Origin of the sequence: Fusibacter sp. A1, assembly GCF_004125825.1 — a bacterium.
Lineage (GTDB): Bacteria > Bacillota > Clostridia > Peptostreptococcales > Acidaminobacteraceae > QQWI01.
Map to the genome: position 1 here is coordinate 320,217 of NZ_QQWI01000001.1, position 14,234 is coordinate 334,450.

Consider the following 14,234-nt stretch of genomic DNA (forward strand, 5'->3'; position numbering starts at 1 on the left):
AACATGCCCTAATGACATTAAACTGATAAGTAGTTATTATATAAACAACCGTGGTACTACTATAAGACCTCAGTGCCAGATACTTTCATCCATTTCCTTTTCTCTTGTTCGTTTTCCAGACTAGATTTTTACCTACATCAATTAGTACTGATTGAAATCAAACGTATTTTCAACAACTCCAGGTAAAAGCTTGTAAACTGACATGCCAGCTTTCTTGCTAAAATACGCAACTAAATCAAGGTAACTTTTCCACTTTTGTCTTGTATGTTCTGTAGCCCCTAGCCGTATGCCCGTTTCTAATAGGCGTTTTTCTACAAGGCAAAAGCCTTTAGTGTCAGCTAAGGCATCACACAGCTGAATTAACCTATCATAATCATCGTATACTACATCATCAAGATACTGCTTAAGAAAGTTCAGGTCATCATCAGAACTGTCCTTGTGACCTAAGTACTCATCAATGTTTGGATTTGGAAATGAATGTGTTAAACATATTCTTGCAACTGAGCTATAACCCTCTTTCATCATATACCTATAGCCATCTGTTACATGCTTTAGATGTGATTTGCCCTCTCTTCTACCAATGTCATGTAAAACTCCTAAGACATAGGCTAGCTCTTCATTCAAATCATCACAAGCACTCGCAATTAGCCAAGCGGCTTGCCCTGCATTTAAGCTATGTTCGTACCATAATCCAGGGTTCATCTTGTTTGCTTCTATCAGGTATTCTAAAGCTTTGTCTTTAGGTAGTACTTTTAGTGATCTCATATATTCCTCATGTCATTTAATGATGTCTGGTACAGAGTAGTTCCAAATCAATCGAAATCACTCGTTCAAAAAACTTGATAAGCCTTTAATCACACTGTCTCTCATGAGTAATTGACCTGCTTCATTGGGGTGTAACTTATCTGCAATGAAGTCATCAGGTGTTAAAAACTCATTAAAATCTATAAACGAACGTTCATCTTGGGTACAATACTCCATTAAGAGTCGTCTGTAGTCCTCAACACGTTTTGAATGCTTTCTATCCGAAGCAATTATACTCTCATCACTTGAGTCAAGGTCTGCATAGGACATTGGCGGAATGCCAATGATAACTTCTATTCCATTAAACTTGGCCTGTCTTGTCATGGCAAATATATTGTAAATAATTTGCCTAAAGGAAATATCAAAGAACAAGTCGTTGGTTCCCCCCATTATTAAAACATGGCTAGGCTTTTCGCTAACGACATCATGATAGAATCTTGCCAGCATTCCAGCGGTTGTATCTCCAGAAATACCTTTATTAACAACCTCGCAGTTCAATTTCTCTTTTAAGCCTTGAGTCCACCTAGCGGATAAGTCAATTTCATACCCTTGGGTCAGACTGTCTCCTAAACACACTAGTTTTTTTATCATACTTGCTCCTTCTTTCTAAAGAAAAAGTTTCTACCGTATTCATCAACTACTATTCTATGAATAAACGCTCACTCTAATTCACCCTTTAAAACTCTCCCAACGCGGTAGTCTTTTATATAAGTTGTGGTCATCAATATTATAAGTACCGTTCTGACACCCATGTTGCCATAACCCAGGATTGTGTTCAACATACTGATAAGGTCTAAGCTATTTCCTAAAAGATATTCAAAACCTGAGTTTAGATACCTTAAACTTATTGAGATGATAGAAATGGCAAACGAACCTATCAGTAGTTTATTAAGTATTTCATTCTCAAAAAAACGATACTTGATAAGTGAGTAGAACATTACAAGGGTGATAAAGGAATTTAGTAAATTCACAAAGGGTAATAAACCTGCTCCAAAATCCAGATGCGTGGTTGTAATCCCAGTGCTTAATAGTAGTGTTGGAATATTCAAAAGTCTCAATAAAACTAATAGTAGCACTAAAAATGGGACCAGCCATTTAAGTGTCTTCGACTTCTTTTTTATGTAAGCAATCTGCCATAACTCACTTGTCATGTCCAAGAAGAAAAAGATGATTACTTGAATACTAGATGCGAAAAATATTGGGGTAAAATTTATATTCACCATGCGGTTCTCAATCAGACTTAAATTGTAGTTATAGACAAGCAGTATACCTTGGTTTAACAATAAGCCAATAGTAGGTATAATTAGTGCCATGTAAAGCAATAGTCTTTCATTCTTAAGTACTTGTCTTAGTGTTCTCATAATTCCCCTTTTCTTAAATTAGTCTATGAACTATTTTTATCAATTGTTCTCGCTACTCGAACAGTAATAAACGCCAATCAAGTTCCAATAATTTTCAGTTAAGTAGTGATCTCTAGTGTGATACTAAAAAATCCTTAATTAATGCAAAAACCTCTCTTACGTTATTTTTCACAACAATACTCGCAATATTTGGTGCTGATTTTCCCTCAACTTGCATGCCAAGTCTTTTAAATAACATCTTTGCCCTATAGACATGAAAGTCAGTTGTAACAAACGCTAACTTATCGTAGCTTAACTGGTTTTTCTTAATGAGTTCTAATGAATAGGTGATGTTCTCAAATGTTGAGGTCGACTTGTCTTCTAATAGGATTCGATTTTTATCCACCCCTAGTTTCACCAAGTAGTCTTTCATGGCTTGGGCTTCACTCACTAGTTCATCCGGTCCTTGTCCACCTGATACGATGATCGTCATATGATCATTCTGTCTGATGATCTCAAACGCCGTCTTGAGTCTAAGCGCTAATTGAGGCGATACCCGATCTCCCCAAAGTCCAGCTCCTAAAACAATAAGAATATCTGTATTTGAAAGGTCCTCAATCTCAGAAGTCTTCTCTGAATGTATTAAAGGGTATGTAGATGATATGATGAATATCACGAAGATGATTACTCCTGCAATTAGCCTTATGCTTATTTTTTTATATGTTGAATTTCTCATAATTTCTCCACTTCCATTTAGAAAACTTTACCTTATGTCCTTTCTATTCTACTAAAAAAAACAGGAAAAAAAAGGATTTAAGAAAAATGTAATATGAATATATCATTACATCCAATCAAGATTTGTGGTTCTTTTCATCCGTATTGATTATTATAAAATGAGTCGACTAGATCAAAAAGGGGGCATCTTAATGACAAGCGATAAAACCGTTGCAAAACTGATACGAGAATTCAAACTGGATGTCTCTACGATTTCACCAGTACCTGAATCCTTTAGCTCAACAGTTCATATGCTTGAACTTGCCAGTGGTCAAAAGGTCATTCTTAAAATTCCCTACAGCAAATCTAAATTACATCGAGAAAAGCCCATTTTAGAATCTTTGCAAGGCAAGTTGCCCGTTCCAAAGCTCCTCAATTTTTGGGAGGGTGATGAGGACATCACAGGGGCTTTACTCCTGTCTTACATCGATGGAGAACCCATTGTTGGTCCAGTTTCTGAACACTTGGCCTATGACATGGGTAGACTCCTTGCCGAAATGCATCAAATCCCCATGAAGGATTTTGAACTGGTTGAAGGGGTCCACTTAAACTGGTGGGACTCTGTTAAAACCAGGTTTTACGAGTGGTATTCGGAGTGTGAAGGGCATCTTGATGACAACTTTTTAAAGAGGTGTGCCAGTAGGTTCGAGGAAATGTTTATAAACCTGCCACCAGCGGATGGTCCTGCCATGATTCACTTTGATTATCGCCCGGGTAACATCCTAGTTAAAGATAAAAAAATTGTAGGCTTGATTGATTTTGAAAGTTCCAGAGGCGGTTCACGTGATATTGATTTTACTAAAGTGAAGGTTTATATGTGGGATCTTTATAAGGGAACAAAGGAATCCTTTATAAGTGGTTACACGAGTATACGAGCGCTTCCTGATATAAGCAACACTCTTGACTTTTACTTGTTCTTCAATGGTTTTGGTGGCCTTGCTTGGTGTATTAGAAGAAATAAGACAGATGACGAGTTTTTTACTGAGAATTACGAGCAAGTCTGTCAGTATTTATAGTTTATAAATAAAAGCAGACCTCAGTGCCTGGGAAACCTCCGAAAAACTAGCAATTATTTTCAGTAATGAAATATTGAATACTCCACTTGCATATCAAAAGTATTTTTACTCTCTGAACACAAAATCATACCGATTACATACATATTTCGATCATTTACGATGATTCAATAAGTAATTATGAAGGTCGATATTTCTATCTTTCACATTTTTTAAAAATCAAGAGTTTTTTGGAGGCTTCACCGTCACCCATGCATTTCTAGATAATCCAAATCTAATTGTATCACACACAGTTAATCTAACGACTACTCCGACATAAATCAGAAGTTTCAAGGAATACATCATTCCATATCTAACATCCATTTATACCTATTCAATATTATACTGGACTTCCTACTAAAGAATTTCAGTCTGATAATGAAGATGCCGATGTCAGTTTTGTAAATAAAGAAAAAGAAAAACACATCCTCGAATTCGAAGATGTGCCAGTAAGAACCGCCATGCTCCTTGAAAACTTTTTTAAGTTAAATACCTTTATGCTAAATGAAGAATGGCCAAGCTATTCTTCATTTTTTTTATAATATTCACATATTTTGAATCTTCATTTAAAATATGATTAGTAATCCAAGTATCTAAATACGCTTTTAAATCCTTCACGTCTATTTTTACAAGCTCTATATCGCTCCATTCTAGTATTTTTTGTGCAAAAATTTTGATGTTTCTTTTTATGAGGTTCTAATCCCTCTACTTTAACTACCTACATCATATATTCTTCTGTACTGAAGTGATAGTTAGTATAATCTACTAATTCATTGATAATATTTCCTAACTCGATCAGGTTACTTGTTTTCATAACATCATCCAATTTATCTATCAGTTTCATTTATGTTTAATAGTCTTAAACCTCGCCATGCTCCTAAGGTCAGCATAACTAGGCTAAGGGGAATAGCCCATCTTGCAAAGGCGAGAAAAGATGTGGCTACACCACCAAAAATACTAACCCATACAATCACAAATGTGGGGGCACAACAGGCAAAACCAGAAAGAAATGCAGGTAAAAGAGCCATTATTCTTCCCCCTTTTGATTTTAGATTGCAAATTTTGGGCATTTTAATACTGGTTATTAAGAGGGATATGTTCAAAAATGCTAAAACAATAAGCAGACAGGTTAATAAGATATTCATGAATGAAAAGTCAAAAGTGATACCTAGTCCACTATAAAGACGGATTGTAGGTTCCCATAAAAAGGGGGCTCTCGTCTTAAAGGTCATATTGCTCCAATTGGGTATAGTTATTATTGAAAACTCATGAGCTTCAAACCTCATGTAGCCTATGGCAGCATAATAAAAAACACCATATGCTAAACCAGCTAAAATAGATTGATAAAGTATTTTTTTTTCTCTTAACAGAAAGTTTAGATACGTTTTGATTAATGTCATCTAATCACCTCTGTCTGTGGATAAAAGGCATACCATGCAAACCACATCACTTCAAAATACTGAGGACTTTGGAGATTTTCATGGTTTCCTATGGCTTGGCCAAGCGGGGTCCATTCTAATCCTGATTTACTCCTTATAAGGTCATCTTCAAAGTTTAATGCCTCCCCTTGAGGAGTAACATACAATCTCACTGCACCTATGCGGTCATCATACAAAGCTGAAAAGTCAGTCCCTTCAAACTCAAAAGTAAAGGGGGTGTCTTTTTGTGCTTTAACAGGGTTAAGTGCTAAGTAAGATTCCTTGTGTTTTAGTCCAATAATACTTGCCTTTGCCTTAAATGTATTGTTATGGTCTTGGTTCATAACTGGAAAAATGACGCCTTCATTATAGTAGTAGTTATTACTTTTTATATCATTATACGATCCATATGGATCAGTCTTATAATCCCTAAGAAAGCCTGTCTCATCTGTGAGTACTAAGGCATTTGGATATGCGACTTTTACATGCTGCCAATCAGACCAAAAGGTTGGTTGTGATATGAGTACATAACCTTTTAGGTCTCCTGTGAGTCCAACACCATCAATTTGAGAGATATAGGCATTGGTTGCACGGTCATACATAAGCAAATTACTGTTAATGAGACTGCCACTAGTACCAAAACTAGTGTCATATTCACTTGGATAGTCATAGGCAATGACTGAACCTGTTAAAGGACAGTAAGTAAGAGCAACTGGATTTTCTAATGATTTGAGGTTTACAATTTCATGCCACACTAATATGCGTTGTGGGAACAGGTAGACTTCCTCATTTGTTTCATAGATAAAAATTCTATCATAGTCATTGAGCCATTTATTTGCTTCATCAACTGATTCATAAAGACCTTCTTCTATTGGAGGAATCCCATCAGGTGGGGGACCGCCGCTTTGAATGTTGTCAATGAGTGTTTGCCTGAATTCATCATCACTTGCTTTTAAGGGTTCATCAGTAGAGCTCCCAATGCTCAAATCATCGGCCTTATTTTGACCGGACTTTTGCGGGCTACACCCCATGATAAAAATAAGAAGAATGATGATAAACCATAACTTTTTCATAAGATCACTTATTTTATATATACCCAATTGATTATAGTTTTCAAACAAATAAAACCTCTCCTAAAAATAGTAACTTGTGTTGTTCATCAATTACCAATATACCAAGTTCATATTCACTTGACCATTTAGGCATATTATTCCCCATCCTTTGCGATTTTTTTAAATTGTTTTTGTTGCATTTGTTTTCTAAATAGCACCCTTAAAATTTTATCGCGATTCGACGTTGATAAATTAAGAAAACGTGCAATAAAAGTAGTTTGGACTCCAAAATTGTAATATTTCGCTATTTTTATATCAAGGCTCAAATAAAATTTTGTGTCATCCACTTCAAGTTCTAAATGGAGATAATGGTGCCGCTCACCGAGTAGCTGTATAACGGTGCCGTAGAGAAATGAGTGACACTGACATACGGCATGTGGGTGAACGGCACGAGTTGTTTTACAATGAATGAAAAGAAAATAAGCCAAAAATGTTCGGTATCAGGAAGTACTTGGGATAAGATTGATTTCTTAGACTGGGCAACGAATAACAAGGTACAGGGTGAACCCTACAATATCGATATGATGAAGTTCCTGAAGCAACTCAAAAAAAGTATTCAAGGCAGATTTGGAAAACAATATGGAGGATATATCTTTTTCAAGTCAATTGTTTGGGATATGGTCTTTAATAGACCTAAATGGAGACCTGAAATGTTCAACTTGGATAATTCAGAGAGAACAAAGTTCTATAAAGCGAAATTTAAGGAGTTTATGCCTTTTATCATACTTTTTAATAACTTACAGAATAAAATGACTGCGATTGAAGCAGACAGATTCATTGCTGCTCAGATGATGCCATTGACTTTGGATATGATGAAGTCACGGTTTCATCCTGTTAAAGAAATCGACAATGTTGAAGTATGGCTAAAACAAGCTAGGGATTATTTAGGAGATGAAGTTGAGAAAAACAAAGGGTTTGAGGGCAAAATATATTTAGCAAAAGATAAAAGTGAAATGAGGTTTCATGTAACGAGATGCTCGAACATGGAGATTCTTCGTAATTATGGATTGAAGTTTTCAGCAGCCGCTTTATGTATGGCGGATCACATCACCTATCATACAGTATTCCCAAATCTGATATTCAAAAGATGTCACAGTATAAGTGTAGGAAATGAATACTGCGATCATGAATTCCGTATTAGAACAACAGAAGACCCTATTATGGACGAGAAGAATTATGGTGATTGTTATACAGTTGAAGGAATACGTGAATTAGTACGCGAATGGGAAGAGAAAGCTAAAATCATTCACTTTGGCAGCAAAGAGAAGTGGGATGAATATGCCATGAAGTATTTCGGTGAAACTAAATGAAATGCTTATAGGTTGAGTCTTGGCAGATAAAAGGGATATAGTGATATGCGTTTCATCTTAAGCATACCTCAACTACCACTTTTAAAGTGGTAGTTGAGGCAAATGTAACAACTCATATTCCGCCGAATCGATTATCGTTTAGTTTAGAAACATCCACCGAGTGACCAAGTAGCGACTCAAGGTAAATCGTTTCAAAATACTCGTCTAGGCGAGACAGAGGATGATGTTGGATGTTCACGTTGACCTTAGTGGACAATCATGTACAGAACATACCCTAATAAAGATCGAAGCTGGAATGCCTTGGTTAAAGAATGACTATCTTTTATGAATTTGCTCAATCATTAGTGAGGATCTCTATGATCCCAGTCTCACCGTTCACCCTTACTCGTTGACCATCCTTTAAGACAGCTGTTGCGGATGGAATACCTACGACTGCTGGAATACCGTATTCTCTAGCAACAATACCCCCATGACTCATTGGTCCACCGTATTCCATAATAATGGCACCCGCTGCTGCAAATAAGGGGGTCCAAGCTGGATTGGTACTCTCTGTCACAAGAATCTCACCTTCTTTTAGGGCGGTAGTCTTTGGATCGAAAACAACGCGTATCGTGCCCTCATAAGAACCTGGAGATAGCGCCATACCTTTTAAGACATCAGCATTAGGGTCGATTACCGTTGATGTATAGTATGTTGCACCGTTGCTGAGCACCATACGCGGAATAGATGTTCGTTTCATTTCTTTTTCATAGATTTCCTTATGCTCAGCGACCAAAGCTTTTAAATCCTGACCACTGTAAATCTCTTCTGAATAAAGAAAGAAAACATCTGTTGCCTTATCTAAGCTACCGCTTTTAACAAGATGATGACCTACATCGAACAAGGCTTTTCTACCCAGTTCAAGAAATCTAACAATATCTGACTTAGGGTATTCCCTCATGGCAACACCGTAACGATAATTGACCATTATTTTTTTCATTTTTTTAGCTAAACTGGTTTTCCCCATCGAAATCAAGTCATTGCAGATGTCTTCAATCATATGTTCTGCTTGCTTTCGCTTAGACTCATAATCTTCTAAGTTTCTTACATACATTTGATCAACCATATAACTCTTTACTAAACCGAGCAAATAACTCGGATCTTCCCGCCACCTTTCGGTTCCCAGATCTAACTCGATATTGGCCCGGTGTCCATATGTCTCAAGTATCTTTTGAAATTCTACATGTTCAACACTTGGTTCAAGCCCCTTTTCATCCAAGACTTCAGCATACTTGTTCAGGTCCACCATCATGGTCTGTGTGATACATCCTGGAAGGGACTGAACCAATTTCTCCGGTTGATACTTGTCTGGCAGGTGTTTCTTAAGCACCTTTTCTATCTTAATCAGATTATTCACATCCAAACAGTACATTGCCATCGTTTGTGATAACTTGAAGGCTTCAACCAAGACCTCTTTGGCAAAGCTCACTCGCTCTTCATCCGTTCTTAGTTCATCAAAAATCTTCTTTTGTACCGCAAAGGCTTTATCACCAAGCGCTCGTATTGCAGCATAGCGTTCAGCATTAGGAATTTTTTTAATCTCGCGCAACTTCCCTGTCAAACCAATACTATATTTTATGATCCCCAAAGGCAATCTGAATCGGTACCCCTGTCCTTTAAAGCGGTTTCCGTATTTCTCAATCACGCTGTTCATGACTCCTTTAAGGGGCAAATCGTTGCCTGAGAATGAATTAGCAAACTGCTTGGCTATAAACTTACTCGACATCAGGTAAGTTATATCCACATACATCCTGTAGGCATTATGTTTCACGAAACTGTTGGTCAAAAGGTTTTTCTTTCGCGCGGTTATGACATTGATGATTGTTGGAAACATAGTGCTCATTATACTAAAACCAAGCGGTGTAAAAGGTTCTTTCATTCCAAGCATCACAGTTCCTGTATTTAAATAAGCTCTAAACTTGTCATCCCTTTCAAAGGCATCCATCGGAAACAAGGTTGTGATGTCCCGTGACTGAAGCAAGAATAACTTACAGCTTGTATCAAAAGCAAATTCAATATCCTGGGGCTTTCCAAAAAATGCTTCCGTTTTTCCACAGACTTCAAGCAATTTTTTAAGCATAGAGCCATCCAAAGAATTTTCTTTTAAGGTTGATTCTATGATTTCTCCACTGCTCTTATCTACAAGATAGTGATCCGGTGTTACCTGACCACTCACAATCGCTTCTCCAAGACCAAAGGCTGTGTTTAAGACCAACTCGTCTCTCACACCACTCACCGGATTCGAGGTGAAGGCAATCCCTGATACATGTGAATTAACCATCTCTTGAACAACCACCGCATGGGAATAGCCTTCAGTAATTTTGTTCTTCAAACGATACTCTATGGCTCTTTCATTATTGAGTGAATCCCAGCACCCGCGAATCCTCTCTTTTAAGTCATCCCTAGTTACTTCTAGATAGGTGGAGTACTGACCCGCGAAACTAAGACCAGGCAAGTCCTCAACCGTTGAACTACTTCTAACCGCAACTAGTCCACTCTCCATTTTGTCAAAGGCTTTGTATACCTCTTCCATCAAGGTCTCATCTACTGACTCCAATGAACCATAAGTATCATATGCCGTTGAAAGAATCACAAATCCATTGGGAACTTGCATGCCTTGATTAAACATTTTCGCTAAGTTATAACCCTTACCACCGACTAGTTCAAAATCAGCTTCTGTAATGTCCTTAAACCATTTAATCATTTATAACATCCCCTCTCTTACAATCTTTTTCATTGACTGTAAATAAGCATCTCCCATCTCAACTAAACGAATCCTTCCACTCTCAATGCCTAGCTGACTGTTGATCAGCTCTTCGTCAAACTTGAGCATATCATAAAATTCATCTTCATTATCTTTGACGCCAGTAAAGATGCGCCTAGACATCTGGTGAAATTTTATTACTTCCCTACTCCATAGGGCGCCCAACTGTTTAGGGTATTGAACTTGAAATTCACCGCTCTCTATTCCTTGCTTAATCAAGTGATGATAGAAATCAGCTGTTTGCTCTTCAAATGCTTCCGCCATTCGTTTTAACAAAACATGATTGCCCTTGAATGTATAGAGCTTTTTAAGCTTATTCCAGTCTTTTGCCGATTCCTTCTTTGCTTCGTTCAACCGATAAAAGGATTCGCTCAACTTTGCCACCGCAGTAGTTGAGTCGTCATCTAAAACTTCCTTGTAATAAAGCACTATTTCTTCTATTGATGCAAAGATGATCTTTTCGAGAATCTCATCTTTTGACTTGAAGTGATGGTAAAATCCACCTTTGGATGCACCCGCACCTTTGATAATATCTGCTATGGTCGTCTTGTCATATCCCTTTGTTGCGAATAAGTCATAAGCCACCTCAACTATTTTGTCCTTTAATTCCATAATGATGCCTCCTAACAATCGACAACAGACCGACCGTCGGTTTGTTCTAATTTAATCTTATCCCTAATTGCATGAACTGTCAAGTTTAACAAATTCATTTTAAGTCTATTACATGAGGAAACTGCATAATTACATTCAAAAAGAAGATCAAACTATATCTAGTAGAGTAGTGTCTTTAGCATATCAATATCTATTATGCAATATCCCTTGTGATCTATTGTGAAATTTCCTCACTTATTAGCCATACGCTTATGATATCTTGGAAGAATAATGAATTTAGCGAATATTGGTAGTAACAAATTAAACATAAAACCAATAACCATATAGATATTTAGGTAGGGATTTGTTATCGTTCCACTTTTGCCTAATAGATTAATCATGACAATTGCATAAGGTGTATGCAAAAGAAAAGAGGATCTAATTCCTGGATTAATGATCATTTTCCCCTTTATTCCCATAGCTAAATGCGAGAGCGCTTGAAAAATTAAAAAATACGGAATCCAAGCAGCAAAGCCTAAATTCAAAAAACCAAGTCCAGAAAACACTGGAATCACAAGCCAAATATAAATCATATTTATCCAAAATACAACTTCTCTATCAATTGGAAGCACTTTATCATTTGATTTGACACCTAGTAAGTTTTCATTAAAAAACGCTGTGAATCCACCCGGAAGAATATATTCCTCAATTTCATGTATTAAATACATTGGAAAGGCTAGCAGAAGCATAAATTCGATCAACTCAAGTTTTGAATATAGTGGTAATAAAGTTGCAAGTACATAAAGCAAAACTACTATCGCAGTTTTTTGCCAATTATCTTTTAACCATTCAATATAACTCTTGCCCATAACAACCTCCATTATCTACAGATATAAAAGTCACTTGCTTGAAATCACACACTGTGATATACACTTATTATAATCTACCACGTTAAAAATGAATCAACAATATTGCTTAAATTGTCTATGCACTTATGAGGATAAGGAGAATTATCCACTGGATACGAAATGATATGAAAGTTTCATTATCTGAAATCAGCGGACTTATGCAAAACTTTGAAATGGAGATAATGGTGCCGCTCACCGAGTAGCTGTATAACGGTGCCGTAGAGAAATGAGTGACACTGACATACGGCATGTGGGTGAACGGCACGAGTTGTTTTATGATTCGGAGCCAGCTGAATGTTCCTGTCGATACAGGAGTCGTTTACTTAGCCCAGAAAGAAGTTCTAGTGGATCCTGTGGATCTAACCAAATACGATGAAAAATACGGAATGGTGGTGCAATGATGAAACAACCGAATGTGAATAAAGATAAAATTGCATTCTATGCAAAGCAGCTAAGAATGCCGACTCTTAATAGATACCAAGATGTCATACGACAGATGGACAAGCATGAAAGCTATGATGACTTCTTGATCGAGCTATTGAAAAATGAAACTGAATCAAGGTCGGAAAACAGGCGTAAACGCCGGCTTAAAGCAGCGAGCTTCCCTTTTCACAAGACCTTTGATGAAATGGATCTGAAGCGCTATGAGCACGTGTCAGAGGCTACTCTACGAGAGCTAGCGACATGTGACTTTATCAGCAAGGGACAGAATATTGTTATGATCGGCAATACTGGCCGTGGCAAAACCCATTATTCAATCGCGCTTGGTATCAATGCTTGTCTACAAGGATTCAACGTCAAGTTTTACACAGCAGCTAACCTGTCAAATGAACTCATAGACGCAGCTGAATACAAAAGATTAATCAAACTTGAAAAACAACTTTCTAAGGTGGACCTACTCATCATTGATGAAGCATCCTACATTACTTTTAGTCGGCACCAATCGGAACTGCTCTTTAAAGTCATTGCCGATAGAGCTGAGAAGAAAAGTGTCATAATATCAACGAATCTGAAATTCTCAGATTGGACTGAGCTGTTTGAGAATGAAACAATGGTAGCAGCATTGATTGACAGGTTGACCTTTAGGTCACATGTGTTAAACATGAATGGAACCTCTTATAGAAGAGAGCATTCGGCACCTCAAATCGAGGAGGTGAACAATCATGTATAAACCACAAGCACCGGATATCGAGTTGGAAACTTGCCTTGAGCAGCTGAAAGCGGCCTACTCAGAAGTCAAAGGTGACAATGAACGTTTGCAGTCTTATGCAGATCTTCTTCAGGCAATACTCGAATACCATAAGATTGATTATCCGGCTTTCGAGTCTCCAGAAGAACAGAACTTTTAGTTTATTATTAGGGAAATCTCAGTAATGACTTTTCCCTAATTTTATACAGTCAGTGGTAAACAAATTCGTGAGCGTTATCAGATTAATGGTAAACGAATTGATGATCACTAGTGGTAAAGAAATTCATGAGCGAGTGGTAAACTTTTTCATTGACATTCACAATAATGCAAACTTGTAAATTTCTAGAATATTAAAAACTCAAAGAAAAAGATAGTAATTATTTAATACAGTCTAAATATACTTTGGATTTTTAGAAGATTCAAATACCAAACTTCTATTATAACTAAGTTTTATAGTAATACCATTTTAACAACAATTTCCTACTTATTCAATTGCCGTTACTTATAATACGTTACCATAACGGGTTAAAGTGAATTTAATATAAATCACCATATCAGAAGAAACCGGACGAATTCAATTCGTCCGGTTTCTGTTTTTCAATAAATATTTTGTCAATCTGCCTCGGCCAATCTGAGCTACTAAGTTCAGATCTCTCAAGCGACTTAATAGATCAAAGGTTTGAGATTTCTTAAGCCCAAGTTCTTCTTCAATAGTGGCTCGACTTAAAGCATCACCCATTTCAAGAAGTTTATAAATCAACCGTTCTTTTTCATTCAGCTTATATGCTTCCCGCTCTACCGGTTGATATGTATTTGCTTCCGGTTGATTTGTTTTTGGCAGTATTACAACAATACAATTTTCAAGAATTTCAAACTTTGGATTTACAGCATAGTCCCGATAATGTTCCTTAATTCTTCGAACACCTTTCGCTA

At 36.9% G+C, this 14,234-nt stretch carries 14 protein-coding genes; 5 read left to right on the top strand and 9 right to left on the bottom strand.

The genetic code is table 11. The annotated features are described in order from the left end of the window. Nucleotides 1-141: 141 nt before the first annotated feature. The 4 genes from DWB64_RS01385 to DWB64_RS01400 all read right to left on the bottom strand — a co-directional run bounded on the left by DWB64_RS01385 (nucleotide 142) and on the right by DWB64_RS01400 (nucleotide 2,880). Nucleotides 142-765, bottom strand: coding sequence for an HD domain-containing protein (locus tag DWB64_RS01385; protein WP_129486387.1), 624 nt, complete (start codon nucleotides 763-765; stop codon nucleotides 142-144). A 57-nt stretch (nucleotides 766-822) separates the two neighbouring features. Further along, nucleotides 823-1,395, bottom strand: coding sequence for a GDSL-type esterase/lipase family protein (locus tag DWB64_RS01390; protein WP_129486388.1), 573 nt, complete (start codon nucleotides 1,393-1,395; stop codon nucleotides 823-825). Between the two features lie 68 nt (nucleotides 1,396-1,463). Then, entirely contained in the window at nucleotides 1,464-2,165 is a 702-nt protein-coding gene (locus DWB64_RS01395; protein WP_129486389.1) for a hypothetical protein, read from the bottom strand. 112 nt (nucleotides 2,166-2,277) lie between these two features. After that, complete coding sequence (locus DWB64_RS01400; protein WP_129486390.1) at nucleotides 2,278-2,880, bottom strand: YdcF family protein; 603 nt, start codon at nucleotides 2,878-2,880, stop codon at nucleotides 2,278-2,280. A 190-nt stretch (nucleotides 2,881-3,070) separates the two neighbouring features. Here DWB64_RS01400 and DWB64_RS01405 point away from each other — a divergent pair, with 190 nt between their 5' ends. Further along, a complete protein-coding gene (locus DWB64_RS01405; RefSeq protein WP_164980161.1) occupies nucleotides 3,071-3,934 on the top strand; it encodes a phosphotransferase family protein in 864 nt (287 codons plus the stop codon). Between the two features lie 863 nt (nucleotides 3,935-4,797). Here the strand turns inward: DWB64_RS01405 and DWB64_RS01410 are convergent. Together DWB64_RS01410 and DWB64_RS01415 are read right to left on the bottom strand one after the other, a co-directional pair. Further along, complete coding sequence (locus DWB64_RS01410; RefSeq protein ID WP_129486392.1) at nucleotides 4,798-5,370, bottom strand: hypothetical protein; 573 nt, start codon at nucleotides 5,368-5,370, stop codon at nucleotides 4,798-4,800. Beyond that, nucleotides 5,367-6,509: a DUF3179 domain-containing protein gene (locus DWB64_RS01415; protein ID WP_129486393.1), complete on the bottom strand. Its 1,143-nt coding sequence runs from the start codon at nucleotides 6,507-6,509 to the stop codon at nucleotides 5,367-5,369. Before DWB64_RS01415 ends, DWB64_RS01410 begins: the two co-directional genes overlap by 4 nt. Before the next feature lie 395 nt (nucleotides 6,510-6,904). Here DWB64_RS01415 and DWB64_RS01420 point away from each other — a divergent pair, with 395 nt between their 5' ends. Then, a complete protein-coding gene (locus tag DWB64_RS01420; protein ID WP_164980162.1) occupies nucleotides 6,905-7,810 on the top strand; it encodes an L-2-amino-thiazoline-4-carboxylic acid hydrolase in 906 nt (301 codons plus the stop codon). A gap of 334 nt (nucleotides 7,811-8,144) precedes the next feature. Here DWB64_RS01420 and DWB64_RS01430 read toward each other — a convergent pair whose 3' ends face one another. From DWB64_RS01430 to DWB64_RS01440, 3 genes are all read right to left on the bottom strand, one after another. After that, on the bottom strand, nucleotides 8,145-10,553 hold the full coding sequence (locus DWB64_RS01430) for a PEP/pyruvate-binding domain-containing protein (protein WP_129486396.1): 2,409 nt from the start codon (nucleotides 10,551-10,553) through the stop codon (nucleotides 8,145-8,147). Beyond that, nucleotides 10,554-11,225, bottom strand: coding sequence for a TetR/AcrR family transcriptional regulator (locus tag DWB64_RS01435; protein WP_129486397.1), 672 nt, complete (start codon nucleotides 11,223-11,225; stop codon nucleotides 10,554-10,556). A gap of 230 nt (nucleotides 11,226-11,455) precedes the next feature. After that, a complete protein-coding gene (locus tag DWB64_RS01440) occupies nucleotides 11,456-12,073 on the bottom strand; it encodes an HXXEE domain-containing protein (RefSeq protein ID WP_164980164.1) in 618 nt (205 codons plus the stop codon). 269 nt (nucleotides 12,074-12,342) lie between these two features. Between DWB64_RS01440 and DWB64_RS19160 the strand changes: the two genes are divergently transcribed. Genes DWB64_RS19160 through DWB64_RS01450 form a run of 3 tightly spaced genes read left to right on the top strand, consistent with a single transcriptional unit; the run spans nucleotide 12,343 to nucleotide 13,461 of the window. Continuing rightward, the gene (locus DWB64_RS19160; RefSeq protein WP_164980165.1) at nucleotides 12,343-12,513 is read left to right on the top strand and encodes a hypothetical protein; all 171 of its coding nucleotides are present in this window, start codon (nucleotides 12,343-12,345) and stop codon (nucleotides 12,511-12,513) included. Continuing rightward, nucleotides 12,513-13,283 (top strand): IS21-like element helper ATPase IstB, encoded by a 771-nt coding sequence (gene istB / locus DWB64_RS01445; protein ID WP_129486399.1) that lies wholly within the window; start codon nucleotides 12,513-12,515, stop codon nucleotides 13,281-13,283. Before DWB64_RS19160 ends, istB begins: the two co-directional genes overlap by 1 nt. After that, nucleotides 13,276-13,461, top strand: a complete 186-nt coding sequence (locus DWB64_RS01450; RefSeq protein WP_129486400.1) for a hypothetical protein — start codon at nucleotides 13,276-13,278, stop codon at nucleotides 13,459-13,461. Before istB ends, DWB64_RS01450 begins: the two co-directional genes overlap by 8 nt. Nucleotides 13,462-14,234 lie beyond the last annotated feature (773 nt).

Bases quoted from the DNA above. Each gene is read 5' to 3' on its own strand.
- DWB64_RS01400 (WP_129486390.1), bottom strand. From the start codon at position 2,880: ATGAGAAATTCAACATATAAAAAAATAAGCATAAGGCTAATTGCAGGA.
- DWB64_RS01395 (WP_129486389.1), bottom strand. From the start codon at position 2,165: ATGAGAACACTAAGACAAGTACTTAAGAATGAAAGACTATTGCTTTAC.
- DWB64_RS01405 (WP_164980161.1), top strand. From the start codon at position 3,071: ATGACAAGCGATAAAACCGTTGCAAAACTGATACGAGAATTCAAACTG.
- DWB64_RS01390 (WP_129486388.1), bottom strand. From the start codon at position 1,395: ATGATAAAAAAACTAGTGTGTTTAGGAGACAGTCTGACCCAAGGGTAT.
- DWB64_RS01450 (WP_129486400.1), top strand. From the start codon at position 13,276: ATGTATAAACCACAAGCACCGGATATCGAGTTGGAAACTTGCCTTGAG.
- DWB64_RS01440 (WP_164980164.1), bottom strand. From the start codon at position 12,073: ATGGGCAAGAGTTATATTGAATGGTTAAAAGATAATTGGCAAAAAACT.
- DWB64_RS01435 (WP_129486397.1), bottom strand. From the start codon at position 11,225: ATGGAATTAAAGGACAAAATAGTTGAGGTGGCTTATGACTTATTCGCA.
- DWB64_RS01410 (WP_129486392.1), bottom strand. From the start codon at position 5,370: ATGACATTAATCAAAACGTATCTAAACTTTCTGTTAAGAGAAAAAAAA.
- istB (WP_129486399.1), top strand. From the start codon at position 12,513: ATGAAACAACCGAATGTGAATAAAGATAAAATTGCATTCTATGCAAAG.
- DWB64_RS01385 (WP_129486387.1), bottom strand. From the start codon at position 765: ATGAGATCACTAAAAGTACTACCTAAAGACAAAGCTTTAGAATACCTG.
- DWB64_RS01420 (WP_164980162.1), top strand. From the start codon at position 6,905: ATGAATGAAAAGAAAATAAGCCAAAAATGTTCGGTATCAGGAAGTACT.
- DWB64_RS01430 (WP_129486396.1), bottom strand. From the start codon at position 10,553: ATGATTAAATGGTTTAAGGACATTACAGAAGCTGATTTTGAACTAGTC.